The sequence below is a fragment of the Ruegeria sp. D3 genome, from assembly GCF_056534465.1.
Map to the genome: position 1 here is coordinate 1 of NZ_JBQFPK010000002.1, position 21,935 is coordinate 21,935.

A 21,935-nucleotide genomic window follows, 5' to 3' on the forward strand; every position below is an offset into this window, starting at 1 on the left:
GCTGGACAAGCTCCTGCCCATGATCGACTGATCCAAAACACATAAAACACAAAAAGGCGCCCAAACGGGCGCCTTTCCGCGTTTCGCGGTAGGTTGAACAGCAGGAGGTGCCCTATGGAGACTGTAAACGGAATTGGCGGTGTGTTTTTTCGTGCCGATAACCCCAAAGCTTTGGCCGCATGGTACGAAAAGCATCTTGGCGTAAACCAGCTTAACCCTCTGCCGTGGAAACAGCGTGAAGGCTATACTGTCTTTGCGCCATTTGCTCAGGAAACCGAGTATTTTGGCAGGGTTGAGCAACAGTGGATGATCAACTTTAGGGTCGATGATCTGGCCGCAATGACGGCCCAGTTGGAGGGCGCGGGAATCGCAGTTGAGACCAACCCGGAATGGAACAGTGAGGTGGGGCTTTTTGCCCGGATCCACGATCCTGAAGGTAATCCCATCGAGCTGTGGCAACCAAATCAATGAGATAGGTCAAGTGTATACCATTGCATTCACGTAAGTATATGAAATAAAAAGATAATTGATGTTGGAAAATTGTGTCGTATAGTGCGTCGGATGAGACGGAGCCCTAAATGACACCGATTGACGACCATCCACTGCGATACGCATTGGCCAATGAGCTGCACGCCCGACCATTTCCTGTGGCGAACAGTCCGTGCACGGTCGCGTTTCTAGCGATCAAGAAATCGGAAGTCGCTGTCGGGCGGGATCGCCAAGAGGATATGGCGCATCTTGTGAATTTGCTGGACCGCCACGGTGCACAGCACCCGCAGCCCGCTGCTACGCATTTTGCCGGGCAAATCGGCCGTCATTGGCTGAAGTGGGAGCAGCACACGGAATTTGTCACCTATACTGCGATCACGCAGAATGTCAGTGACCGCCCGTTTAACCCCGCTGATTTTGAAGTATTCCCGCAGGACTGGCTGGCCGCCAGCCCCGGTCAGCGTGTGACGTCGGCGATGATCCGTGTGATTGACCGTGCGGATGATGGTGCGGTGAAATCTGCTTTGGCGGATTGGTTCGAGCCCGAGAGCCTTGCGGTATCTCGTATGCTGGACAATACCGCCATTTGCGCCAGCGATTTTCGCATCGATCCAGCCGGGCATATGAGATTCGCGTTGTTTATCTCGAAAGGTACAGGCCAACGCAGGATAGGGCGCATCATTCAGCGTATGTGTGAGATCGAGACCTACAAGGCAATGTCGATGTTGGGATTTGCCCGGGTCAAGGAATTGACGCCCCGCATTGGCGAACTGGACGGGAAACTGACACGGTTGATGCGGCAAATGACAGACAACTCAGCCCATCCAGATGAGTTGTTGCCCGATCTGCTGCACACCTCGACCCAGCTTGAAACTCTTTCGGCACAATGTTCGTTTCGGTTTGGTGCGACTGGAGCATATGAAGCCATTGTAAACCAGCGGATCGAGGTTTTGCGCGAGGAACGGTTCGAGGGCCGCCAGAGCTTTGCCGATTTCATGATGCGTCGCTACGATCCCGCAATGCGTACGGTGAAGTCCACGGAACGTCGTTTGCAAGCTCTGTCCGATCGGGCCATTCGTGCAGGAGAGTTGTTGCGAACCCGTGTGGATGTCGAACGAAGCGCGCAGAATCAGGCGTTGCTGGAAAGCATGGACCGCCGCGCCGATCTGGCCCTGCGGTTACAACACACGGTCGAGGGCTTGTCGGTTGTTGCCATCAGTTATTATGCCGTGTCTCTGGCCAGCTATCTATTGTACCCATTGACCAAGGCCGGGATCAGCAAGGGGATGCTGACAGCTGCAGTGACCGTTCCAGTTGTTCTGGCAGTCTGGGTGGCTGTGCGAAGGATCCGCAAGCGGTTGGAATAGTCGCCGATTGCCAATCCGTCTCACGCCTGTAGTACTGGCGGGGTTGAACTGCGGAAAGGGGATTGCGTGATTGGCATCGTAACCGCTTGGCGGGCCGTTGCCGCCATGTTCATTCTGAACGGTGCTTTGTTTGGCATCTGGGCCTCTCGTATTCCTGCCGTGCGGGACCGGCTGGACCTCACGCATGAGGCATTGGGGCTTGGCCTGTTATTCATGGCTGCGGGGGCGGTGTGTTCCTTTCCCGTGACAGGCCGACTGACCGACAGGTTCGGTGCGGTGGCAATTACGAGGGTGATTGCCGTTTTGTATACGCTGTCGCTGATCCTGTTGGCCTTTGCGAATGGCTTCTGGTCACTGGCGGCATTTCTGTTTGTCTTCGGCGCATTTCATGGGTCGATGGATGTTGCCATGAACGCCTGGGCCGCCGAGGTCGAGCAAGCCTACGACAAACCTGTGATGTCTTCGTTTCACGCGATGTGGAGTCTGGGCGCAGGTCTTGGTGCGCTCAGTGGCTACGGAGCGGTTCAACTTGAGTTGACGGTTATGCAACACTTTCTATTGGCGGGGGGTGTTGTTGTGGGGTTGGCTTTGGCGTTGTCCATGGTGCGTTGGACGTCACGTCGTACCGAAAGCTCAAGTGGTAAGGTCTTTGCGCTGCCATCCGGGGCATTGGTTCTGGTCGGCTTTACGGCGTTGTGTGGCGCATTGGGCGAAGGAGCAGTGGCGGATTGGAGCGCGATATTCCTACGGGATGTGACAGGCGCTACCGAAAGTGTTGCAGCCTTGGGATACGCCGTGTTCTCGGTGACGATGGTCGCCTTTCGTCTGGCCGGAGGGGTCGTCATTTCACGTTTTGGTCCAGTCGCTACAGCTCGATTTGGCGGGATATGCGCGGCACTAGGGGTGCTAGGAGTTGTGACCGCCTCCGAGGCTACAATAGCGCTGTCTGGATTCGCCTTGATGGGGATTGGATATGCGGTGATCATGCCATTGGCTTTCAGTCGGGCGGCCAACGACCCTGACGTGCCGCCCGGGCAAGCCATCGCAAGTGTGGCAACGCTGGGCTATGGCGGGTTGCTCATTGGCCCTCCGCTTATTGGGTTTTTGGCAGAGATGCTTACATTGCGTCTGGCGTTTACTGCTCTGCTACCATTGGCGGTGCTGATCGTCTTGTTGTCAGGGGCCTTGCGTCCCGCCAGCACAAAAAATAACTGAACCGGGAGAAACACATGCCGATCAAAAACCGCTTCGCCGAATTGCAAAGTGAAATCACCGAATGGCGGCGGGATATCCACAAGCATCCTGAGATCCTGTTCGAAACTCATCGGACCAGTGCATTGGTCGCTGAAAAACTGGCCGAATTCGGGTGCGATGAGGTTGTGACCGGGATCGGCCGGACCGGTGTTGTCGGTGTGATCAGGGGCAAAGCGGATACCAAGGGCAAGGTCATCGGGTTGCGCGCTGACATGGACGCTTTGCCGATCCTTGAGGCAACCGGGCTTGACTATGCCTCGAAGACCGAGGGCGCAATGCATGCCTGTGGTCATGATGGACATACGGCGATGCTGTTGGGCGCGGCCAAATACCTGTCTGAAACGCGCAATTTCGATGGTACTGTCGTGGTGATCTTCCAGCCCGCTGAAGAAGGCGGCGGCGGCGGTCGCGAGATGTGCGAAGACGGGATGATGGACCGTTGGGGCATTCAAGAGGTCTATGGGATGCACAACTGGCCCGGTCGCCCTGTGGGCAGCTTCTCCATTCGCCCGGGCGCGTTTTTTGCTGCGACGGATCAGTTCGATATCGTTTTTGAAGGCAAGGGTGGCCACGCAGCCAAACCGCATGAGACCGTGGACACGACTGTTATGGCCGCGCAGGCGGTCTTGGCGCTGCAGACGATTGCGGCGCGCAATGCAGATCCGGTTGATCAGGTGGTGGTGTCGGTTACCTCGTTTGAAACTTCTTCGACCGCCTTCAACGTGATCCCGCAAACGGTCAAACTGCGCGGTACAGTGCGCACGATGAGTGCTGACATGCGCGATCTGGCGGAAAAACGGATTGGCGAGATTTGTAACGGGGTCGCTGCGACCTTTGGCGGGGCTGTAGACGTGACCTATTACCGGGGATATCCGGTGATGGTAAACAGTGATGAGCAGACGGATTTTGCTGCCGAGGTCGCACGGTCGGTTTCTGGCGACTGCGATGACGCACCCTTAATTATGGGCGGAGAAGACTTCGCCTTCATGCTCGAAGAGCGTCCGGGGGCGTATATTTTGGTGGGCAACGGCGACACTGCTGCGGTGCACCACCCGGAATACAACTTCAATGACGAGGCGATCCCAGCCGGATGCAGCTGGTGGGCAGAAATCGTTGAACAGAGGATGCCAGCGGCTTGACCGTTTGCGGCAGCGAGGGGCCAGCCCCTCGCGCTCCCCGAGATATTTTTAGCCAGATGAAGAGGGATCCTGCACGCCCAGTTCAAGTTGATCGCAGAGAGTGTCAACGATAGCGCTCAGCGCATTTTTCTGGGTGTTGACGCAAGATTGCGCGGCCTTGCGGGCGGTGGTCAGTGCAGTCGGATCGGACAGCCATTCGGTGACGGCTGCGGTCAAGTCGGGTGCGGACTGGACCTGTATCGCACCGCCGGTTTCGATCAGGGGGGCGAAGGTTTCCGCGAAGTTGAAATAGCCAGGGCCTGTGATCACGGCAGCGCCCGCCTGTGCGGGTTCGAACGGGTTGTGGCCTCCGATCTCGCGCAGCGAGCCGCCCAGAAAGACGATGGGGCAGAGCGCGTACCATGAGCCGGTTTCGCCCAGCGTGTCGGCCACATAGACCTGAGTTTCGGGGATGATCTGGTCATTAGCGGACCGAAAGGCGGCTTTTTGTCCGGCCTGGTCGATTAGCTCAGCAACGTCGCCGCGGCGTTCGGGATGGCGGGGAATCAGCAGCAGAAGCAGATCGGGCCAGTGTTTCAACAATTCGGCATGGGCGGCCAGAACGGTCTCTTCTTCGCCGGCATGGGTGGAGCTGGCAATCCAGACGGGGCGGTCAGCGATCTGGGTTTTCATATCGCCCAGGGTTGCTTGATCTACCGGCAGCGGGTCGGACATCGCTTTGAGGTTGGTTCCGGGTTGCACGCGTGTTTCCGGCGCGCCCATCTGGATAAGGTTTTGCGCAGTCCGATCATTCTGGGTCAGGAAAAGGCGGAAGTGATTCAGAATGAATCGCGCTGTTTTAGGCCGCTTTTTCCAACCTGCTACTGATTTGTCTGAAAGACGCGCATTCAGCAGGGCCAGTGGGGTTTCGCGTTTTCCAGCCTCGATTATCAGTTGTGGCCAGATCTCGCTTTCGACAAAGATGCCCGCATCGGGGCGCCAATGGTTAAGAAAACGCTTCACTGGGCCGCCGGCGTCAAGCGGGGGGTATTGGTGACGCGTGCGGGGCGGCATCCGCTTTTCAATCAACGAAGCCGAAGTTGGCGTGCCCGAAGTGATCAGAAACTCGGCGCTTGGCAGTCGTTCGCCCAAGCGTTTTATGAGGCTGATGACCGACAAAGTCTCACCCACACTTGCGGCGTGGAACCAAATGAGTTGCCCCTTTGACCGTCGCTGGCTGGCATGGCCGAGGCGTTCATGCTGACGAAGTGTTGGAACGTCAGCAGCAAGCAGCTTTTTGCGAACTGCCCGCCAGACAAACGGTGCCGCAACTGCGGTCAGGCTGCAATACAGGTGGTAGAGCAGTGTCGGTCGGTCAACAGGGGCAGGCACGTCAGCCGCCGGTATGGCTCATGTGGCGGCTCATCTTGCCGTCCACCGCCTGGCGGGAGTAGTCGAAGTCGTGCCCTTTGGGTTTGAGGTTGATCGCTGCGCGGATCGCCTCTTCAAGTGGTTGCTCGGTGTCCGGATGGTCACGCAAAGCGCCGCGCAAGTCCGCCATATCTTCTTGTCCAAGGCACATAAACAGCTCGCCGGTACAGGTCAGGCGCACGCGGTTGCAGCTTTCGCAGAAGTTATGCGACATGGGCGTGATAAAGCCGATTTTCTGATCCGTTTCTTCCAGCCGCACATAGCGAGCGGGTCCGCCGGTGCGTTCGGCAAGATCAGTCACGGTATAGTGGTTTTCGTATTCCTTGCGCACGTCTTTCAGGGACCAGTACTGATCCAGACGGTCTTCGTTGCCGATATCGCCCATCGGCATGACCTCAATCCATGTCAGGTCCATATCGCGCTCGGCGCACCATTTTGTAATGGTCGGCAGTTCTTCCTCGTTGAAGCCCTTCAGGGCCACAGCGTTGATCTTGATCCGCAGCCCGGCCTTTTGCGCGGCATCAATGCCGTTCAGCACCTGTTTGAGGCGTCCCCAGCGAGTGATCTGCGCGAACTTGTCTTCGTCCAGCGTATCCAACGAGATATTCACCCGGCGCACGCCCGCAGCATAGAGGTCTTCCGAAAAGCGATGCAGCTGCGAGCCATTTGTGGTCAGGGTCAGCTCCTTCAGCGCTCCGCTATCCAGATGGCGGGTCATGGCGTTGAAAAACGTCATGATGTTGCGACGTACAAGCGGCTCACCCCCGGTGATGCGCAATTTTTCTACCCCCATGTTCACGAAGGTCGAACACATGCGATCCAATTCTTCGAGCGTGAGCAAGTCTTTTTTGGGTAGGAATTTCATGTCTTCGGACATGCAGTATACACAGCGGAAATCACAGCGATCCGTGACGGAAACGCGGAGGTAAGTGATGGCACGAGCGAACGGGTCGATAAGTGGAGCTGTCATGCTTCTTAACTAAAGCGGCGCAAGGCCTGCGGCAAGGGCGAACTGCGCTTTGCGCTGGTGCAGATGCGCGCAGGACGATAGGGTTCAGGGATGATATATGCACTTTTGGTTTTCTGTGTTTTCCTGGCAGGATGCGAGACGGTTCGGTCGACGTCCGATCGTTTGTTGAAGCGTGGCGATGCCACTGCCCAGCCTGAACCCGTTTCGGCAGATGAAACCCAGGTCGAAGATGCAGCAGCCGACGACGAGCCTTTGCCCGCGACTGCCGCTGGGTGGCTTGGGGCGAAAACGACCATTGCCAGTTTAGGCGACCCGACTACGCCGGGCCGGTGGTTGCGCACACCTCTGGTCGATACCGAGTTTACCGGACGGGTGGTCGTTCCACGCACCGGGGCACAAGCCTACATCACTCTGGTTCCCTCACCGGGACCGGAAGGTGGGGGCAGCCAGTTGTCTCTGGATGCCATGCGAGCCTTGTTGCTGCCGTTTGACGAATTGGTCGAGTTGGAAGTCTATTCCAACTGACCCGTGAGGTATTTCCCCGCTTCGCGACGGGCAAAGGGCTTCATTGCTTCTCCGTGCGCGTCCAGAAAGGCAACGACCCTGGGTGCGTCGTGTTTCGACAGATCACGCAACCACCATGCGATTGCCTTTTGTATGAACCACTCCCGATCCGGGATATAGCCTGCGGCCCATTTCAGAATGCGGTCGCGGCGGTGCAGATCATCGACTTTGGGGTGGTTTTGCTTGGTCCATGGCAAAGTGGCCACCAAAACCGCGCGGCGCGTCCACATATGCTCGGAGGTCGTCCATGCCTCGACCTGATCCAGCCGGGATGGCTCTGCGGAAAGGCGTTTTTGCATCGCCATGCAAGCATGATCTGCGATCTCCCATGCGTCGAAGTCGGGCAACCAGCTTTGCAGCAAGTCCCAAACTGCGTCGTCTGGTCGGATGCGCGATTGTGTAAGCAATTTCGCGGCAGCAATGCGGGCTTCGTGAATATTCGTCTGCCAAAGTGCATCTGCCAGAGCGACGCGATCCGACACATCCAGTTCTTGTCGCCAGCTTTTGGTCAGATCATTCAGAACCGGATTGGGCACGCCTAGATATGGACGGTCCGCCTTGTGATAGGCGGCGGCCTGCTGCGCGCGTTCGGTATCTGCGTGCGCCTTGATCTGGTCCAGATATGCGGCGGCTTGCATCATTCGACGGTGACGGATTTCGCCAGATTGCGCGGCTGGTCCACATCCGTCCCTTTTGCCACGGCTGTGTGATAGGCCAGCAGTTGCGCCGGAACCGAATAGAGGATGGGCGCAAGGCTCGGGTGGATATGCGGCATTCGAATGGTGCTTTGCACCCCGTCCTTGGCCTCGGCGATGCCGTCATCGTCGGAAACGAGGATGACTTTACCTTTGCGCGCCATGACCTCCTGCATGTTCGACACCGTCTTGTCGAAAACCGCATCGCGCGGGGCCATCACCACCACGGGCATATGCTTGTCGATCAAGGCGATGGGCCCATGTTTCAGCTCACCTGATGCATAACCTTCGGCGTGTATATAGCTGATTTCTTTCAGTTTCAGCGCGCCTTCCATTGCCAATGGGAACATTAGGCCGCGGCCCAGAAACAGAACGTCGCGCGCCTCGGACAGGCGTTGGGCAGCGGCGCGAATGGCTTCGTTTTGCTCCAGCGCGGTGTTCAGCACAGATGGTAGGCCGCGCAAGGCGGCGGCGTGATCAGCCAGTTCCTCGGGAGTCAGAGTGCCGCGATCAGCGGCCGCTTTCAGCGCCAGCATCAGCAACACGCTCAGCTGGCAGGTGAAGGCTTTGGTCGAGGCGACGCCGATCTCAACCCCCGCATGGATCGGCAGAGCAATATCGCTTTCCCGCGCGATGGAGCTTTCGGGAACATTGACCACCGAGACGATCTTGTCGGCCTTGCCCTCGCAATAGCGCAACGCGGCCAGCGTGTCGGCGGTTTCGCCCGACTGGCTGACGAACAGCGCTGCTGTGCGACCGGGAATGGGCGGTTCGCGATAACGGAACTCGCTGGCGATATCGACCTCGACAGGGATTTGCGCCAGTTGTTCAAACCAGTATTTCGCGGTCAGGCAGGCATAGAAAGCGGTGCCGCAGGCGACCATGGTCAGACGGTCCAGCTTGGTGAAATCCAAATTGCCGGGCAGGGTGATCTCGTCCCCGCCGGTGCGCAGATAGGATCGGATCGCCTCGGCCACGACAACGGGTTGTTCGGCGATTTCTTTGGCCATGAAATGCTTGTGCCCGCCCTTGTCGGCGCGGGATTGTTCGATCTTGATCTGGCGGAGCTCACGATTGACCAACTCACCGGCTTCGTTGCGGATCTCCAGCGAGGTGCGGGTCAGCACGGCGCGGTCACCCTCTTCAAGATAGGTGATACGGTCGGTTAGCGGGGCCAATGCGATGGCGTCCGAACCTACGTACATCTCGCCATCCCCGTGGCCGACGGCCAGCGGAGAGCCCTTGCGCGCCGCCACGATCAAATCGTCCTGACCGTCAAAAAGGAACGCCAGCGCAAAAGCACCCTCAAGCCGGTCGATGGTCTTGTTCGCCGCTTCAACAGGGGACAAGCCGGATTTCAGGTAGTGTTCGGCCATCAGAGCCACGGTTTCGGTGTCGGTTTCGGTGACGAAATCGACGCCATGTTCTGCCAGTTCGGCCCGTAATTCGCGGTAGTTTTCCACGATTCCGTTATGAACCACGGCCACGGGGCCCGCCTGATGCGGGTGCGCATTCGTGACCGAGGGCACGCCATGGGTGGCCCAGCGGGTATGGCCGATACCCGATTTACCGGGCAAGGGGTCATGTACCAGCAAATCGCTGAGGTTCACCAACTTGCCCACAGCTCGTCTGCGTCCCAACGCGCCGTTGTTCACGGTCGCAATCCCGGCGCTGTCATATCCGCGATATTCAAGGCGCTTCAGCGCCTCGACCAGAATGGGGGCAACCTCGTGTTCGCCCAATACGCCTACGATACCACACATGGGTCAGGCTCCTTTATCGTGGCGAGCCTTCTTCGCCTTGAGCATGTCAAAAAGTTTGCGCGCATAGCCAGGTTTGTTGTCCTGCTTGGCGCGCGCCACGGCGAGAGCGTCGGGCTCGACGTCCCGCGTGACCACAGTACCGGTTGCCGTCATGGCGCCGTCGCCGACGGTCACGGGGGCAACCAGCATGGTGTTTGATCCGATGAAGACATTCTCGCCAATCGTCGTCTTGTGCTTCATCACCCCGTCATAGTTGCAGGTGATCGTACCCGCGCCAATATTCGACGCAGCGCCCACCGAGGCATCCCCGATATAGCTAAGGTGATTGACCTTGGCACCTTCGGCGATCTCGGCATTCTTGATTTCGACGAAATTTCCGATGCGCGTGTTCTCGGCCAACTCTGTCCCAGGGCGCAGACGGGCGTATGGACCAACGACGGCACCACGGCTTACGTGGCAGCCTTCCAGAAGCGAAAACGCTCGGATCGTCGCGCCACTTTCGACGGTTACGCCGGGGCCGAAGACCACGTTGGGCTCGATCACCGTGTCCCGCCCAATGATCGTATCGGCGGCCAGATAGACGGTGTCGGGGGCCATCAGCGTGACGCCCAGATCCAGAAGCTCAGCGCGGGCACGAGCTTGGAAGACAGCATCGGCGGCCGCCAGATCCGTACGTGAATTCACGCCTAGCGTCTGAGCCTCGTCACAGGCAACGGCGGTGACTTTCAGATCCCGGTTGCGAGCGATCTCGACCACGTCGGTCAGGTAGTATTCCTCGGACGCGTTGTCATTGCCCACGGCTTCTATCAACGAGAACAAGGTTTGCGCGTCACAAGCCAAAAGTCCAGAATTACAGAGGCTTATCGCGCGTTCCTCATCCGAGGCGTCCTTGTATTCAACGATCCGTTCCAGCGTATCGCCCTGCATGACAAGGCGGCCGTAGCGAGCGGGATCGGCGGCCTCGAAACCCAGAATGACCAGGTCATTCTGTGCGCGTGCCTCGATCATCCGTTCCAGCGTGTCGGGCTGCAGAAACGGCGTGTCACCGTACAGGACCACCACGTCGCCTTCGAACCCCTCCAGCGCGGGGCGGGCCTGGGCGACGGCATGGGCGGTGCCCAACTGCTCTTCCTGCTCGGCAATCTGCGCGGTCTCATCCTCGGCTGTGGCGACTTTGGCGACGGCCTCGGACCCATGGCCGGTGACGATCACGGTGCGTTCGGGCGACAGCACGGCCCCGGCACGCATGGCATGGACCAGCATCGGGGTTTGCGCGATGGGATGCAGAACTTTGGGGATATCCGAATTCATCCGGGTGCCTTTTCCGGCGGCAAGGATGACAAGGGCGGTGCTCATGAATTCGTTTTCTCTTTGTGTTTTGTTGGCGACCGTTTTATCCGCTGAGGGCAAAGGCGCAAGCGGTTCGGGCATCAAACTAGATTGCCGTTTGCAACACGACGTGGCGAAAACCCGCCGAGGCAGGAGGCTTTATGCGTACCGTAATCTTCGATCTGGATGGAACTTTGGCGGATACATCCGGCGATCTGCTAGAGGCCGCGAACCATTGTTTTCGTCATATGGGCCATGGCGACGTGCTGATCCACGGGCAGGACGCGGGCGTCGCGCTGCGGGGTGGCCGGATGATGTTGACCCACGGGTTGAAGCGCGTTGGAGCATTCGAAGAGCAGACCATTTCGGACTATTACCCGATGTTGCTGGAGGCCTATGCGCAGGCCATCGACACCCATACCACCTTCTATCCCGGCGCGTTGGACGCGGTCGAGGCGCTGAAAGCGGCCGGTTACGGCGTGGGCATCTGCACCAACAAGCCCGAGGCGCTGGCGCATCAGTTGCTGTCACAGATGGGAGTGCGGGATCAGTTCGCCGCTCTGGTCGGGGCGGATACGTTGCCTGTGCGCAAACCCGACCCCGAACCGTTGCGTGAGGCAGCGCGGCGGGCAGGTGGCCATCCAGACCTGTGTGTTCTGATCGGCGACTCCGATACCGACCGGAATACGGCAAAGGCGGCGGGCGTGCCTTCGGTTCTGGTTACATTCGGCCCTTCTGGTGACGATATGGCCGCGCTGGAGCCCGAGGCGTTGCTGCATCATTTCGATGATCTGCCCCGCGTGGTCGAGGGGTTGATCGGTGCGGCGGCTTAGTCTCTTGACCCAAGCGGGCGTGAGGACCAGAACAGAGCCATGACCGAGATATTCACTGGCAGCTTCACCCAGCAGGAATCCATCCCCGAAGAGGCGGTCGAGGCCGCGCTCGCTGTACTGCGCCATGGGCGGTTGCACCGATATAACGTGGTGCCCGGAGAACTGGGTGAAACCGCGCTGCTGGAGCAGGAATTCGCGGCGCAGATGGGGGCGAAATACTGTCTGGCGGTATCCTCGGGCGGATATGCGCTGGCCACCGCCCTGCGCGCAGTCGGCGTGCAGCCGGGCGATCCGGTGCTGACCAATGCTTTCACGCTGGCGCCGGTGCCGGGGTCAATCGCCTCAGTCGGGGCGCGTCCGGTGTTCGTGGGCGTGACCGAAGGGTTGGTGATTGATCTGGACGATCTTGAAGCCAAGCTGGATCAGGCGCGAGTGCTGATGCTCAGCCATATGCGCGGGCATCTGTGTGACATGGACCGGCTAATGCAGATGTGCGACGCCGCAGGAGTGATCGTGATCGAGGACTGCGCCCATACGATGGGGGCAGCGTGGCGCGGGCAATTGTCTGGGCGGCAGGGGGCCATCGGATGCTATTCCTGCCAGACCTACAAGCATGTGAACTCGGGTGAGGGCGGCTTGCTGGTCACCGATGATGAGGAACTGGCGGCCAAGGCCACGATGCTGTCGGGATCCTATATGCTCTATGAACGTCATCTGGCCGCGCCGGGGCCGGAAGTGTTCGAGCGGATCAAATATACCACTCCCAACGTTTCCGGGCGGATGGATAACCTGCGGGCGGCGATCCTGCGGCCTCAGCTACGTGATCTGGACGGGCAAGTTTCGCGCTGGAACGAACGCTATGCCGAGATCGAGGCCGGACTGCGCGACACACCGGGCCTGACGATTGTCGAACGGCCCGAAGGTGAGACCTATGTCGGCTCGTCCATTCAGTTCCTGCTGCTGGACTGGTCGCCCGAGCGTATTGCCGAGGTGATCCGCCGCTGCGCCGCGCGCGGGGTCGAATTGAAGTGGTTCGGCGGAGCCGAGCCCACCGGGTTTACCTCGCGCTACGACAGTTGGCGCTATGCGGACAGCGCGCCATTGCCCGCCAGCGACCGGGTTTTGGCCGGGATCATGGATATGCGGGTGCCGCTGACGTTCTCGCTGGAGGATTGCCGCCTGATCGCGCGGATCATCCGGGCCGAGGTCGGTGCGGTCTATCAGTCTTAATCCAATCGAGTGCGCCTGCAGCGCACGCTCTATGTAAACACAGCGCCGCCCTGACGGGTCGGCGCTGTGTTTGTGTGTGGCCGTCGTTGACGCTGAAAGGATTCGCTGATAGTTATTTGAACAACCGTTCATTAATGCGAGGGGAGGAAATCGCAGATGTTCACGGCCACCATGCAGTTTGACCTGGGCGAGGATGTAAACGCCCTTCGGGAATCGGTGCATCGCTGGGCTCAGGAGCGGGTCAAGCCGATGGCCGCCGAGATTGACGCCACGAATGCCTTCCCAAATGCGCTATGGCGAGAGATGGGTGATCTGGGGCTGCTGGGAATTACGGTGCCCGAGGAATATGGCGGGGTGGGGATGTCCTATCTGGCGCATACCGTCGCCGTTGAAGAGGTAGCGCGGGCGTCGGCCTCTGTTTCGTTGTCCTACGGGGCGCATTCGAATCTGTGCGTCAATCAGATCAAGCTGAACGGAACCGATGAACAAAAGGCGAAATACCTGCCGCGTCTGGTTTCCGGCGAGCATGTGGGGGCGCTTGCCATGTCCGAGGCGGGTGCCGGATCGGATGTGGTGTCGATGAAGCTGCGCGCGGAAAAGCGCAACGATCACTACCGGCTGAATGGCAGCAAATACTGGATCACCAACGGGCCGGATGCAGACACTCTGGTCGTCTATGCAAAGACGGACCCCGAGGCTGGATCGAAAGGGATTACCGCCTTTCTGATCGAGAAGGAAATGACGGGGTTCTCGACGTCTCCCCATTTCGACAAGCTGGGGATGCGCGGGTCGAACACAGCGGAACTGATCTTTGAAGACGTCGAGGTGCCCTTTGAGAACGTGTTGGGCGAAGAGGGCAAGGGTGTTGCCGTTTTGATGTCCGGTCTGGACTATGAACGCGTGGTTCTAGCCGGGATCGGGATCGGGATCATCGCGGCCTGTCTGGATGAAATCATGCCGTACCTGGCCGAGCGCAAACAGTTCGGCAAACCCATCGGCAGCTTTCAGTTGATGCAGGGCAAAATCGCCGACATGTACACCGCGATGAACTCTGCGCGGGCCTATGTGTACGAGGTTGCCAAGGCCTGTGACCGGGGTGACGTGACTCGTCAGGATGCTGCGGCGTGCTGTCTTTACGCGTCAGAGCAGGCGATGACGCAGGCGCATCAGGCGGTGCAGGCGATGGGAGGGGCTGGGTTCCTGTCGGATTCAGCGGTCAGCCGGATATTCCGTGACGCGAAGCTGATGGAGATTGGAGCGGGAACCAGCGAAATCCGTCGGATGCTGATCGGGCGGGAAATGATGAACGAAATGCTCTGATAGAAAAACGCCCCGCAATCCTGGTGATTGCAGGGCGTTGGAATTGAAGGATCAGAAGCGATGAACGTAGGATACGCCAACCAGCCAGGGATCGATTTCGGCTTCGCCAATGTCGACGCCATCCAATTTGACGTCCGAGTCGATGTCGAACCAGCGCACGTTCAGGCGCACCGCGCCTTTCTCGGTGATGTGATAGTCGATACCGGCCTGCAGCGAGACGCCGAACGAGTTGTCGATGTCCAGGTCGCCATTGCCCAGCGGCGTCTTCTCGTCAAAGAAGATGGTATAGTTCAGACCCGCACCAACATAGGGTTTCCACGCGCTGCCGGTGTCGAAGTGGTAGTTCAGCGACAGGGTGGGCGGCAGGTGTTTGGTGCTGGCCAGATCGGTGCCGCCAAGCGCGATGTTGTGGTTGAACGGCGTTGCGGCGAGCAATTCGATGCCCAGATTGTCACGGATAAAATACTCGACAGTGAAGATGGCGCTGACGTCAGAATCGATGTCGGCATCCAACCCTGCCAGTGTGCCGTTGTCGGATTTCGGGTTCAGATACCCGGCGCCGATACCAACGGTCCAGTCGCCCTGGTTCTGGGCAAATGCGGGGGCGGCCAGCGCGACAAGCGCAGTGGAGAGGGTCAAAGCGGCGAGTTTTTTGGTCATTTTACAGCCTTTGAATTTGTTGATGAGGCGTTCTTGCCCGCCTTTCGGGGCGCAAACTCTGATCTGTGTCAAATTTCTGTGACCCGCGAAAATTCGCGACGTCGGGTAACTTCGTTGAAAACAAAGGATGATGAATATGCGTCCCGCTGAGCGCATACCTGGGTTGCTGACAGAAGGGGGGTGGGACGTGCCTCAGCGCCTCAACATGGCGTTGCAATGCTTGTCGCAACCCGACGACCAAACAGCTATCATCGACCTCACCGCCGCAGAAGGCCAAGTTGTCAGTTTTGGGACGCTGCGACAAATGACGGATGGTGTGGCCCGGGTTCTTGCGCGGCAGGTACAGCCCGGCGATCGCATAGGGGTTCTGCTAAGCCAATCTCCTTGGTGCGCAGCGGCACATCTAGCGATTTGGAAGCTGGGCGCGATATCCGTGCCTTTGTTCAAACTGTTCCAGCAGGACGCGTTGGCCTCGCGCATTGGCGACTCGGGCGTGCAGATCGTGCTGACGGATGAGGAGGGTGCGGCGCTGCTGGCCGATCTGGCGCGGCCCATTCTGGTGGATCAGATTGCGCCATCAAACGACCCATTGTCCTTTGCTGATACCGGCCCCGAAGACCCTGCCGTGCTGATCTATACCTCGGGCACCACTGGCAGCCCCAAGGGCGCGCTGCACGGGCATCGGGTACTGACGGGTCATCTACCGGGCGTCTCGATCAGTCACAACCACTTGCGCGACGGTGACTGCCTGTGGACCCCCGCTGACTGGGCTTGGATCGGGGGATTGTTTGATGTGCTGATGCCCGGTCTGGCGCTAGGTATCCCCGTGGTCGCCGCGCGGCTTGAGAAATTCACCCCCGAGGCCTGCGCCGATGTGGTCGCGCGCGGCGGCGTGCGCAACGTGTTCTTTCCGCCCACCGCGCTGCGGATGCTGAAAGCGGCGGATCAGGCCATCCCCGGCCTGCGCTCGGTCGCCTCGGGCGGTGAGCCTCTGGGGGCCGAAATGCTGGCCTGGGGGCAGCAGGCGTTCGGTTTGACGATCAACGAATTCTACGGCCAGACCGAATGCAACATGGTCGTGTCCTCTTGCGCCGAGGATTTCCCGGTGCGCCCCGGTTGTATTGGTAAACCGGTGCCGGGGCATGAGGTAGCGGTGATCGACGAGGATGGTCATCCGACCGATGACGAGGGCGACGTGGCCATCCGGCGTGGCTCGGCTTCGATGCTGTTGGAATATTGGAAACGACCCGAGGAGACCGCGCGGAAATTCCGCGGCGACTGGCTGATCACCGGCGACCGTGGCGTGTGGGAGGGCGAGTACCTGCGCTTCGTGGGGCGCGATGACGACGTGATCACCTCAGCCGGATACCGGATCGGCCCAGCTGAGATCGAGGATTGCCTGCTGACCCACCCGGCGGTGGCAACCGTGGGCGTGGTCGGCAAACCCGACAAGCTGCGGACCGAGATCGTCAAAGCCTATGTGGTGTTGAAGCCGGGGGCCGAAGCGTCGGGCACAGAGCTGCAGGAGTGGGTCAAGGCTCGTCTGGCGCAGTATTCCTATCCGCGCGAGGTGGCGTTTCTGGAGGAATTGCCGATGACAGTGACGGGAAAGGTTATTCGGAAGGAATTGAAGGCGCGGGCGGCGGCGGAGGTATCATGACCCTTTTTTCTAGAATTTCCAATTTTCTCTGTCCGAAATGCAATGAATTGCAACCCGCATTTGCGTTGCTAACGGCAGTTCGCAGTGGAGCATTAAACATCGTGATGAACGAAAGCTGCCAATGTTCAAATTGCCGCTCGAAAAATCGACTGCGGTGGCGAAAGAGCGTTTCTGGCATTCTTATCGGAATATTCGTCCCCCTATTACTCGGTCTCTCTATGATTTTTTCTTTGGCACTTCTGCTTGTGCTCATTGTCGGATCTGGCGGTGACATTGGGGCGGTTTTAGGGGCGTTGAGCTTTTTGGTGTTTGGCTCATTTTTGCTCGTTCTGGTGCGTGCCCGTTTGTTCCGTAAAGTGTTCTTGGTGGAGGACCTATGAAACTCACATCCAAAGCTATGCCCGCTTCTGAGGGGTTTAAGACAAACCGCGCGGCCCATCTCGACGCTTTGGCGCAAATCTCTGCCGCAGCCGAAGCCGCGCGTATGGGAGGCGGTGAGAAATCCCGCGCGCGGCATGTGTCTCGCGGCAAGATGCTCCCCCGACGCAGGGTGGCGAACTTGCTAGACGCAGGGTCTCCGTTTCTGGAAATCGGCGCAACGGCGGCGCATGGGATGTATGGCGACGCCGCGCCCTGTGCTGGGGTGATCGCGGGCATTGGCCGTGTGCAGGGGCGTGAGGTCATGGTGGTGTGCAACGATGCCACCGTGAAGGGCGGCACATACTATCCGATGTCGGTCAAAAAGCACCTGCGGGCACAGGAGATTGCCGAGGAAAACCATCTGCCCTGCATCTATCTGGTCGACAGTGGAGGCGCGAACCTACCCAATCAGGATGAGGTGTTCCCAGATCGCGACCACTTTGGCCGCATCTTCTACAATCAGGCGCGGATGAGCGCCAAGGGCATTGCTCAGATCGCTGTGGTGATGGGGTCGTGCACGGCGGGCGGGGCTTATGTGCCCGCGATGTCGGATGTGACGATCATCGTCAAGGAACAGGGGACGATCTTTCTGGCCGGGCCGCCTTTGGTCAAGGCCGCGACGGGCGAGGTGGTCAGCGCCGAGGATCTGGGCGGCGGCGATGTGCACACGCGTCTGTCCGGCGTGGCGGATTATCTGGCCGAGGATGATGCGCACGCACTGGCTTTGGCGCGCCGCGCCGTAGGGTCGCTGAACCTGCGCAAACCGCAGACGGTGGATTGGGCCAACCCTGAGGACCCGGCCTATGACCCCGAGGAAATCCTCGGCGTTGTCCCTGCCGATCTGCGCACGCCCTATGACATCCGCGAGGTGATTGCGCGGCTGGTCGATGGCTCTCGGTTCGATGAGTTTAAGCCGCGCTTCGGGGAAACGCTGGTAACCGGCTTTGCTCATGTCAAAGGCTGCCCAGTGGGGATCATCGCCAACAACGGCGTGCTGTTTTCCGAGGCCGCGCAGAAGGGCGCGCATTTTGTCGAGCTGTGTTCTCAGCGTGGCATCCCGCTGGTGTTCCTGCAGAACATCACCGGGTTCATGGTTGGCCGCAAATACGAAAACGAGGGCATCGCGCGGCACGGGGCCAAGATGGTGACGGCGGTGGCGACGACCTCGGTGCCGAAGGTCACGATGCTGGTGGGTGGCTCGTTCGGCGCGGGGAACTATGGCATGGCAGGACGGGCATATCAGCCCCGGTTCCTTTGGACATGGCCGAATTCGCGGATCTCGGTGATGGGCGGCGAGCAGGCCGCAGGCGTTCTGGCCACAGTCAAACGCGACGGGATCGAGCGGCAGGGCGGCACCTGGTCGGCCGAGGAAGAGGCCGAATTCAAACGCCCGACCTTGGACATGTTCGAGGAGCAATCGCATCCACTCTATGCCTCGGCGCGGCTTTGGGATGACGGCATCATCGACCCGCGAAAATCACGCGATGTGTTGGCCTTGTCGCTGAGTGCGGCGTTGAATGCTCCGATCGAGGAGACACGCTTTGGCGTGTTCAGGATGTAAAATGGTCGATCTGGAAAAACTGAAATCACGCTACCCCGGTGCGCAGACCTTTAAGTTTGGAGACAACGCAACGCTGAGCGCCGAGTTGTTGGCGTTGGTGCGCGCGGGAAAGAAAACCGCGACCTGCGGCGCGTTGCGAGACTATCCTGAGGGCAGCGCGGACACTCCGGTTGTGGGGCGGCGCGATATCGCTCTGGACTGGGATGATCGCCCAGCTTTGGTCATCGAAACGGTCGAAGTTTCGATCTGCCGCTATTGCGATGTGACCGAGGAGTTTGCGTTGGCCGAAGGCGAGAATGAGACGCTTGAGGGGTGGCGCGAAGATCACCGCCGGTACTTTGAACGAAATGGCGGGTTCGAGCCCGAGATGGAGCTGCTCTGCGAGCGGTTCCGGTTGGTCGAAGATCTGACGGTTGAGGGGTAAGTCATGTTCACCAAAATACTGATTGCCAACCGGGGTGAGATTGCTTGTCGGGTGATCGAGACCGCTCAGAAGATGGGTGTGGCCTGCGTTGCGGTCTATTCTGATGTGGACGCCTCGGCCAAGCATGTGCAGATGGCGGACGAGGCCGTGCATATCGGCGGTGCGGCCCCGGCGGAGAGTTATCTGAAGGGCGACACGATCATTCAAGCCGCGCTCGACACCAGCGCGCAGGCGATCCATCCGGGCTACGGGTTTCTGTCCGAGAACCCCGATTTCGTCGATGCGGTCGAGGCGGCAGGCCTTATCTTCATCGGGCCTTCGGCGGATGCGATCCGCAAGATGGGCCTCAAGGATGCTGCCAAAGTCTTGATGGAACAGGCGGGCGTGCCTGTGGTGCCGGGCTATCATGGCGACAATAAGGACCCCGAGCATTTGGCCGGTGCCGCGGACACAATCGGCTACCCAGTTCTCATCAAAGCTGTTGCAGGTGGCGGCGGAAAGGGTATGCGGCTGGTTGAACGTGCCGAGGATTTCGCAGACGCGCTGCACAGTGCGCGAGGCGAGGCGCGCACGGCCTTTGGCAACGACGCCGTGCTGGTCGAAAAATTCGTAGCCAAACCGCGCCATATCGAGGTGCAGGTTTTCGGCGACGGCACCCATGCGGTTCATCTGTTCGAACGCGATTGCTCGTTGCAGCGGCGGCACCAGAAGGTGATCGAAGAGGCTCCGGCACCCGGTATGACGGCTGAAATGCGCGAAGCGATGGGGCAGGCCGGTGTACGCGCCGCCGAGGCGATTGGCTATAAGGGCGCGGGTACGGTTGAATTCATCGTTGATGCCTCGGACGGGCTGCGGCCGGATCGGTTCTGGTTCATGGAGATGAATACCCGCTTGCAAGTGGAGCATCCTGTGACCGAGGCGATTACCGGGGTTGATCTGGTCGAATGGCAGTTGCGGGTGGCCGCGGGCGAGACGCTGCCGAAACAGCAGAGTGACCTCTCTATCTCGGGTCACGCGTTCGAAGCGCGGCTGTATGCCGAGGACGTGCCCAAAGGCTTCCTGCCTGCCACGGGGACGTTGACGCATCTGCACTTCCCTGCGCACTGCCGCGCCGATAGCGGTGTGCGGGCAGGGGATACGATCAGCCCGTGGTATGACCCGATGATAGCCAAGGTCATCGTCCACGGCCCTACGCGCGACATTGCGCTGGAACAGTTACACCGTGCGCTGCGTCAGACCGAGGTCGCGGGCACTGTAACCAACCTTGCCTTTCTGGGCGCGCTGACCCGGCATCAGGGGTACGCGTCTGGTGACGTGGATACCGGTCTGATCGGGCGTGATCTGGATGGGTTGGTTCAGACCTCGGCAACCTCAACGCGTGCTGCAGTTGCGGCGGCCATGACCGCTGCGGGTTTGGTGGACACATCCGAGGAGACTGGGTTCTCGCTTTGGGCGCCTCTGCATCGTGCTGTTCAACTTATGGCGGATGATGTGATTGATCTGGATGTGCAGGTTGAAGGTTCGAACCGGCAGGTCTGGCACATCGGCAACGAGACGATTCTGGCCGAACGTACCGCGGGCGACTGGACTATCGGCGGTACAGCTATGCCGCGCGTTTCGGTCGCTGGTTCCAAGATCACGGTATTCGAGGGTTATGGCCAGGTGTTCGAGATGATCGACCCGCTGGACCGTGATACCAGCGCCATTGGCAATACCAATGTAATCGAGGCCCCGATGCCCGGTCTGGTCAAGGCGGTCTTTGCGCAGGCTGGGCAGGCTGTGGCCGAGGGCGACCGGTTGGCCGTCCTTGAAGCGATGAAGATGGAGCATTCTCTGCTGGCCGCCCGCGACGGCACTGTGGCCGAAGTACTGGTCGAGGCGGGCGCTCAGGTCGAGGCCGGGGCCGCACTGGTCCGGCTAGAGGAGGAATGATCTGTTCCTGCCGCCTCAGCCGTGGCACAGTCGGATCAACAGCTTAGCGGAGGAGTAAGATGGGCGATCGGGTCGGGATATTCGAAGTGGGGCCGCGCGACGGGCTGCAGAACGAGCAGCGGGAAATCCCGGTTGCGGAAAAAGTCGCTCTGGTCGATTGCCTGAGCCGCGCCGGGTTCAACCGGATCGAGGTGGCCAGCTTTGTCTCGCCCAAATGGGTGCCGCAGATGGCAGGCAGTGCCGAGGTGCTGGCCGGGATCAGCCGGGCCGATGGTATCCGCTATGCTGCGCTGACACCAAATATGCGCGGGTACGAGGACGCGCTGGCCGCCAAAGCCGATGAGATTGCGGTGTTTGCCTCGGCGTCCGAGGGGTTCTCGAAGGCAAATATCAACGCGACGATTGCGGAATCCATTGAACGCTTCACACCCATCCTGGAGGCCGCGCGCCATATCGACCTGCCGGTGCGGGGCTATGTGTCCTGCGTGACCGACTGCCCCTATGACGGTCCGACCTCGCCCGAAAAGGTGGCCGAGGTGGCCGACACATTGTTCGCGCTGGGCTGCTATGAGATCTCGCTGGGCGACACGATCGGGCAGGGGACGCCTGACACAATCGCTCATATGCTTTTGGCCGTGCGCGAACGGGTGCCCGTGACGCGTTTGTCAGGGCATTTTCATGACACCACGGGACGTGCCATCGACAATATCGACGCAGCTCTGGCGCTTGGTGTGCGGACATTCGATTCGGCGGTCGGCGGTCTGGGAGGGTGCCCTTATGCGCCGGGGGCGGCAGGGAATGTCGCCACTGAATCTGTAGTCGCCCATCTTGATCGGCTAGGGTATCAGACGGGCATTGATGTCGCGATCGTGGAAGAGGCCGCCCAGATGGCGCGCGCTAAGCGAGCGGAATAAA

Annotated in this window: 20 protein-coding genes; 14 read left to right on the plus strand and 6 right to left on the minus strand. The window is 59.6% G+C overall.

Annotated elements, in window-relative coordinates; genetic code table 11:
- Positions 1-114: 114 nt before the first annotated feature.
- From ACR0DX_RS02445 to ACR0DX_RS02460, 4 genes are all read left to right on the plus strand, one after another.
- A complete protein-coding gene (locus ACR0DX_RS02445) occupies positions 115-471 on the plus strand; it encodes a VOC family protein (RefSeq protein WP_170352593.1) in 357 nt (118 codons plus the stop codon).
- Positions 472-578: 107 nt separating this feature from the next.
- Positions 579-1,856, plus strand: a complete 1,278-nt coding sequence (locus tag ACR0DX_RS02450; protein ID WP_170352594.1) for a DUF3422 domain-containing protein — start codon at positions 579-581, stop codon at positions 1,854-1,856.
- A 66-nt stretch (positions 1,857-1,922) separates the two neighbouring features.
- Positions 1,923-3,071, plus strand: a complete 1,149-nt coding sequence (locus ACR0DX_RS02455) for an MFS transporter (RefSeq protein ID WP_480845063.1) — start codon at positions 1,923-1,925, stop codon at positions 3,069-3,071.
- 14 nt (positions 3,072-3,085) lie between these two features.
- On the plus strand, positions 3,086-4,249 hold the full coding sequence (locus tag ACR0DX_RS02460; RefSeq protein WP_170352595.1) for a M20 aminoacylase family protein: 1,164 nt from the start codon (positions 3,086-3,088) through the stop codon (positions 4,247-4,249).
- A 48-nt stretch (positions 4,250-4,297) separates the two neighbouring features.
- On the opposite strand, the gene ACR0DX_RS02465 is transcribed toward ACR0DX_RS02460, so the two are convergent.
- The gene (locus ACR0DX_RS02465) at positions 4,298-5,620 is read right to left on the minus strand and encodes a 3-deoxy-D-manno-octulosonic acid transferase (RefSeq protein ID WP_170352596.1); all 1,323 of its coding nucleotides are present in this window, start codon (positions 5,618-5,620) and stop codon (positions 4,298-4,300) included.
- A 1-nt stretch (position 5,621) separates the two neighbouring features.
- Positions 5,622-6,629, minus strand: coding sequence for a GTP 3',8-cyclase MoaA (gene moaA, locus ACR0DX_RS02470; protein WP_170352597.1), 1,008 nt, complete (start codon positions 6,627-6,629; stop codon positions 5,622-5,624).
- A gap of 90 nt (positions 6,630-6,719) precedes the next feature.
- On the opposite strand from moaA, the gene ACR0DX_RS02475 reads away from it, so the two are divergent.
- Positions 6,720-7,154 carry a hypothetical protein gene (locus ACR0DX_RS02475; RefSeq protein ID WP_170352598.1) on the plus strand — a complete coding sequence of 145 codons (435 nt, stop codon included), beginning with the start codon at positions 6,720-6,722 and terminating at the stop codon, positions 7,152-7,154.
- On the opposite strand, the gene ACR0DX_RS02480 is transcribed toward ACR0DX_RS02475, so the two are convergent.
- From ACR0DX_RS02480 to glmU, 3 genes are read right to left on the minus strand one after another with little or no spacing between them, the layout of a single operon-like run.
- Positions 7,142-7,831 carry a DNA alkylation repair protein gene (locus ACR0DX_RS02480; RefSeq protein WP_480845329.1) on the minus strand — a complete coding sequence of 230 codons (690 nt, stop codon included), beginning with the start codon at positions 7,829-7,831 and terminating at the stop codon, positions 7,142-7,144. The genes ACR0DX_RS02475 and ACR0DX_RS02480 overlap by 13 nt on opposite strands.
- Entirely contained in the window at positions 7,831-9,651 is a 1,821-nt protein-coding gene (gene glmS, locus ACR0DX_RS02485) for a glutamine--fructose-6-phosphate transaminase (isomerizing) (protein WP_170352599.1), read from the minus strand. The genes ACR0DX_RS02480 and glmS overlap by 1 nt, the downstream gene beginning before the upstream one ends.
- 3 nt (positions 9,652-9,654) lie before the next feature.
- The gene (gene glmU / locus ACR0DX_RS02490) at positions 9,655-11,007 is read right to left on the minus strand and encodes a bifunctional UDP-N-acetylglucosamine diphosphorylase/glucosamine-1-phosphate N-acetyltransferase GlmU (RefSeq protein ID WP_480845331.1); all 1,353 of its coding nucleotides are present in this window, start codon (positions 11,005-11,007) and stop codon (positions 9,655-9,657) included.
- Between the two features lie 134 nt (positions 11,008-11,141).
- Here glmU and ACR0DX_RS02495 point away from each other — a divergent pair, with 134 nt between their 5' ends.
- The 3 genes from ACR0DX_RS02495 (at position 11,142) to ACR0DX_RS02505 (ending at position 14,363) form a co-directional block, all read left to right on the plus strand.
- Positions 11,142-11,813: an HAD-IA family hydrolase gene (locus ACR0DX_RS02495; RefSeq protein WP_170352600.1), complete on the plus strand. Its 672-nt coding sequence runs from the start codon at positions 11,142-11,144 to the stop codon at positions 11,811-11,813.
- Positions 11,814-11,852: 39 nt separating this feature from the next.
- Positions 11,853-13,043: a DegT/DnrJ/EryC1/StrS family aminotransferase gene (locus ACR0DX_RS02500; RefSeq protein ID WP_170352601.1), complete on the plus strand. Its 1,191-nt coding sequence runs from the start codon at positions 11,853-11,855 to the stop codon at positions 13,041-13,043.
- Between the two features lie 156 nt (positions 13,044-13,199).
- Positions 13,200-14,363 (plus strand): acyl-CoA dehydrogenase family protein, encoded by a 1,164-nt coding sequence (locus tag ACR0DX_RS02505; RefSeq protein WP_170352602.1) that lies wholly within the window; start codon positions 13,200-13,202, stop codon positions 14,361-14,363.
- 51 nt (positions 14,364-14,414) lie between these two features.
- On the opposite strand, the gene ACR0DX_RS02510 is transcribed toward ACR0DX_RS02505, so the two are convergent.
- Positions 14,415-15,023, minus strand: a complete 609-nt coding sequence (locus ACR0DX_RS02510) for an OmpW family outer membrane protein (RefSeq protein WP_170352603.1) — start codon at positions 15,021-15,023, stop codon at positions 14,415-14,417.
- 136 nt (positions 15,024-15,159) lie between these two features.
- Here ACR0DX_RS02510 and ACR0DX_RS02515 point away from each other — a divergent pair, with 136 nt between their 5' ends.
- The 6 genes from ACR0DX_RS02515 to ACR0DX_RS02540 are packed head-to-tail and all read left to right on the plus strand — an operon-like array spanning position 15,160 to position 21,934.
- Complete coding sequence (locus ACR0DX_RS02515) at positions 15,160-16,683, plus strand: AMP-binding protein (protein WP_170352604.1); 1,524 nt, start codon at positions 15,160-15,162, stop codon at positions 16,681-16,683.
- Positions 16,680-17,063, plus strand: coding sequence for a hypothetical protein (locus ACR0DX_RS02520; protein ID WP_170352605.1), 384 nt, complete (start codon positions 16,680-16,682; stop codon positions 17,061-17,063). Before ACR0DX_RS02515 ends, ACR0DX_RS02520 begins: the two co-directional genes overlap by 4 nt.
- Positions 17,060-18,664 carry a carboxyl transferase domain-containing protein gene (locus ACR0DX_RS02525; protein ID WP_170352606.1) on the plus strand — a complete coding sequence of 535 codons (1,605 nt, stop codon included), beginning with the start codon at positions 17,060-17,062 and terminating at the stop codon, positions 18,662-18,664. The genes ACR0DX_RS02520 and ACR0DX_RS02525 overlap by 4 nt, the downstream gene beginning before the upstream one ends.
- 1 nt (position 18,665) lies before the next feature.
- Entirely contained in the window at positions 18,666-19,088 is a 423-nt protein-coding gene (locus ACR0DX_RS02530; protein ID WP_170352607.1) for an ASCH domain-containing protein, read from the plus strand.
- Between the two features lie 3 nt (positions 19,089-19,091).
- The gene (locus ACR0DX_RS02535; protein WP_170352608.1) at positions 19,092-21,020 is read left to right on the plus strand and encodes an acetyl-CoA carboxylase biotin carboxylase subunit; all 1,929 of its coding nucleotides are present in this window, start codon (positions 19,092-19,094) and stop codon (positions 21,018-21,020) included.
- Positions 21,021-21,079: 59 nt separating this feature from the next.
- A complete protein-coding gene (locus ACR0DX_RS02540; protein WP_480845071.1) occupies positions 21,080-21,934 on the plus strand; it encodes a hydroxymethylglutaryl-CoA lyase in 855 nt (284 codons plus the stop codon).
- The last annotated feature ends 1 nt before the right edge of the window (position 21,935 follow it).

Bases quoted from the DNA above. Each gene is read 5' to 3' on its own strand.
- ACR0DX_RS02525 (WP_170352606.1), top strand. From the start codon at position 17,060: ATGAAACTCACATCCAAAGCTATGCCCGCTTCTGAGGGGTTTAAGACA.
- ACR0DX_RS02510 (WP_170352603.1), bottom strand. From the start codon at position 15,023: ATGACCAAAAAACTCGCCGCTTTGACCCTCTCCACTGCGCTTGTCGCG.
- ACR0DX_RS02475 (WP_170352598.1), top strand. From the start codon at position 6,720: ATGATATATGCACTTTTGGTTTTCTGTGTTTTCCTGGCAGGATGCGAG.
- ACR0DX_RS02495 (WP_170352600.1), top strand. From the start codon at position 11,142: ATGCGTACCGTAATCTTCGATCTGGATGGAACTTTGGCGGATACATCC.
- ACR0DX_RS02500 (WP_170352601.1), top strand. From the start codon at position 11,853: ATGACCGAGATATTCACTGGCAGCTTCACCCAGCAGGAATCCATCCCC.
- moaA (WP_170352597.1), bottom strand. From the start codon at position 6,629: ATGACAGCTCCACTTATCGACCCGTTCGCTCGTGCCATCACTTACCTC.
- ACR0DX_RS02450 (WP_170352594.1), top strand. From the start codon at position 579: ATGACACCGATTGACGACCATCCACTGCGATACGCATTGGCCAATGAG.
- glmS (WP_170352599.1), bottom strand. From the start codon at position 9,651: ATGTGTGGTATCGTAGGCGTATTGGGCGAACACGAGGTTGCCCCCATT.
- ACR0DX_RS02480 (WP_480845329.1), bottom strand. From the start codon at position 7,831: ATGCAAGCCGCCGCATATCTGGACCAGATCAAGGCGCACGCAGATACC.
- ACR0DX_RS02540 (WP_480845071.1), top strand. From the start codon at position 21,080: ATGGGCGATCGGGTCGGGATATTCGAAGTGGGGCCGCGCGACGGGCTG.
- ACR0DX_RS02530 (WP_170352607.1), top strand. From the start codon at position 18,666: ATGGTCGATCTGGAAAAACTGAAATCACGCTACCCCGGTGCGCAGACC.
- ACR0DX_RS02515 (WP_170352604.1), top strand. From the start codon at position 15,160: ATGCGTCCCGCTGAGCGCATACCTGGGTTGCTGACAGAAGGGGGGTGG.
- ACR0DX_RS02505 (WP_170352602.1), top strand. From the start codon at position 13,200: ATGTTCACGGCCACCATGCAGTTTGACCTGGGCGAGGATGTAAACGCC.
- glmU (WP_480845331.1), bottom strand. From the start codon at position 11,007: ATGAGCACCGCCCTTGTCATCCTTGCCGCCGGAAAAGGCACCCGGATG.
- ACR0DX_RS02520 (WP_170352605.1), top strand. From the start codon at position 16,680: ATGACCCTTTTTTCTAGAATTTCCAATTTTCTCTGTCCGAAATGCAAT.
- ACR0DX_RS02460 (WP_170352595.1), top strand. From the start codon at position 3,086: ATGCCGATCAAAAACCGCTTCGCCGAATTGCAAAGTGAAATCACCGAA.
- ACR0DX_RS02445 (WP_170352593.1), top strand. From the start codon at position 115: ATGGAGACTGTAAACGGAATTGGCGGTGTGTTTTTTCGTGCCGATAAC.
- ACR0DX_RS02535 (WP_170352608.1), top strand. From the start codon at position 19,092: ATGTTCACCAAAATACTGATTGCCAACCGGGGTGAGATTGCTTGTCGG.